Source organism: Microcystis sp. LE19-84.1B, assembly GCF_027531875.1.
Classification (GTDB): Bacteria; Cyanobacteriota; Cyanobacteriia; order Cyanobacteriales; family Microcystaceae; genus Microcystis; species Microcystis panniformis.
Genome location: NZ_JAPZSR010000338.1, coordinates 1 through 2,357, shown reverse-complemented (window position 1 = coordinate 2,357; position 2,357 = coordinate 1). Strand labels below are relative to the sequence as shown.

The 2,357-nt window shown below is 38.2% G+C and carries 2 protein-coding genes and 2 pseudogenes; all 4 read left to right on the top strand.

Going from position 1 to position 2,357, the window contains the following annotated elements; genetic code table 11:
* A partial coding sequence (locus O9324_RS19570) for a Uma2 family endonuclease (RefSeq protein WP_288141070.1) occupies positions 1–385 on the top strand: 385 nt, incomplete at its 5' end.
* Positions 386–501: 116 nt separating this feature from the next.
* Positions 502–1,926: a carotenoid oxygenase family protein gene (locus O9324_RS19565; protein ID WP_002769379.1), complete on the top strand. Its 1,425-nt coding sequence runs from the start codon at positions 502–504 to the stop codon at positions 1,924–1,926.
* Between the two features lie 45 nt (positions 1,927–1,971).
* Positions 1,972–2,037: pseudogene (locus O9324_RS27560) on the top strand (DUF4351 domain-containing protein); the annotation flags it as partial.
* Between the two features lie 156 nt (positions 2,038–2,193).
* Positions 2,194–2,357, top strand: a pseudogene (locus tag O9324_RS19560) (flagellar assembly protein H); the annotation flags it as partial.

Here is a 2,357-nt window from a genome sequence, read left to right as displayed (position 1 = left end):
AAGGGGTTCCTATAAACAATGGCAAGAAGATAATATCGCTCCTCAAGTGGTCTTTGAAATTCTTTCACCTTCTAACAGCTTAGAAGAAATGGAGCGAAAACTACTCTTTTATCAACGTTATGGAGTGGAAGAATACTATCTTTATGATCCCGATTCTCATAATTTTCAAGGATGGTTGAGACAGGAAGGACTATTAAGCTCTATACCTGAGATTAAAGGATGGGTTAGTCCTCGGTTAAATATCCGATTTGATTTGAGAGAAGATGGGTTAGAAATTTATAGTTTAGATGGTCAGAAATTTTTAAGTTCTATCGAGTTATCTCAAAAAGCTGAACGTTTAGCTGAATATATCCGTTCTCTGGGAATTGATCCCGATACTTTATAATGATATAATTTATCGGTTGTGACGAATACTAATTAACTGGTAAACTGCCGAAATTATCGTCATTGAACCTAGTCTAGGGCTATACTCAACTATGTAATCACTAAAAAAGCAAATCTATGAAAGCTTGGGCAAAATCTTTAGAAAAACCAGCAGTGGAATTTTCTGAAACCCAATTAACCCTATTATCCGGGAAAATTCCCGACGGATTGCGGGGGAGTCTCTATCGCAATGGTCCGGGGAGATTAGAAAGAGGTAAGCAAAAAGTTGGTCATTGGTTTGATGGAGATGGGGCAGTTTTAGCTGTACATTTTCATGATAAGGGAGCCAGTGCCACCTATCGTTATGTTCAGACTGCTGGTTATCAGCAAGAAAGTGCCGCTAATCAATATTTATTTCCTAATTATGGCATGAATGCCCCCGGCTTCTTTTGGAATAATTGGGGAAAAGAGGTAAAAAATGCCGCTAACACCTCGGTGTTAGCTTTACCCGATAAATTATTAGCTCTCTGGGAAGGGGGTTTTCCCCATAAATTAGATTTACAATCTTTAGAAACTCTAGGTTTAGATAATTTATCTAGCTTACAAGCAAAGGAAACTTTTTCCGCTCATCCTAAGCTAGATTTGTCCAGAGGAGAGATTTTTAATTTCGGGGTGACAATCGGTGCTAAAGTTAGTTTAAATCTCTATAAGTCTGACTCCACTGGTGAAATTATCCAGAAAAATACTTTTGAGTTAGATAGATTGTCTGCGCTGCATGACTTTGTTTTAGCGGGACAGTATCTCGTCTTTTTCGTCCCACCGATAAAAGCGAATAAATTATCGATACTGTTGGGATTTAAAACTTTTAGTGATGCCATGCAGTGGCAGCCAGAATTAGGAACAAGAATACTAATTTTTGATCGAGATTCTCTGCAATTAGTCAGTGAAAGTGTTACCGATTCATGGTTTCAATGGCACTTTGCTAATGGTTGTGTGAATGACCAAGGCAATCTTGAAATTGTTTTTGTCCGTTATGATGACTTTAAAACTAATCAATTTTTAAAAGAAGTGGCCACGGGTAAAACCGAAACCTTAGCCATCGGAAAATTAGCAAGTATCACTATTAATCCCCTATCAGCAAAGGTGATTAATCAGGAAATTCTCTCAGATTTAAGCTGTGATTTTCCCGTGGTTTCCCCGCAACTGGTGGGACAAAAATGGCAAAATACTTTTTTAGCTGTCCATCGTCCCGATAGCGATATTCGTCGGGAAATTATCGGACTTCCCGCTTGTTATAATCACTCCACAGGTAAGTTAACTATTGCTTATCTAGAAAATAACTGTTATGGAAGTGAACCGATTTTTGTCTGCGATGGTTTATCTCCAGAAACGGGATGGTTAATCGTCGTGGTTTACGACGGCAATAATCACAGCAGCCAAGTGAGAATCTATGACAGTCAGCAGTTAGAAAAAGAACCCCTTTGCTGTCTGCAATTACCCAGTGTTATCCCTCCCGGTTTTCACGGCACTTGGCAAGAAAAATCAGAAAAAGGCGCTATTTAGAAAACGGGTTTCTTTGAGAAACCCGTTTTCTTGACTTGTGAGAGAGAAGCTTTATTCGATTTCTCTACGGTTGAAGATTTAATCAATTGGTTAAATACTTTAACTGCTTAGTTCTTACGACCACCTCAAGACGGAGTTATCGAAAACTTTTTTTCGATCTGGCTTTTATGTGTTATAATATCCACCAGAATTAGACTACTTTCCCCATAATGCCATGTTCTTTGAACTGTTGACTGTACCCATCGAAGCGATCGCAGACACCTTTACATGACTAATAATATTGACCATGACCGCTTATTTAAGGAGTTAATCTCCACCTTTTTTGTCGAATTTATCGAGTTATTTTTTCCTCAATTGATGGATTATTTAGATAGGGACTCGATTACTTTTTTAGACAAAGAAGTATTTACTGATGTCACGGAAGGAGAAAG

Coding starts and splice junctions, on each gene's coding strand:
- O9324_RS19565 (WP_002769379.1), top strand. CDS start 502: ATGAAAGCTTGGGCAAAATCTTTAGAAAAACCAGCAGTGGAATTTTCT.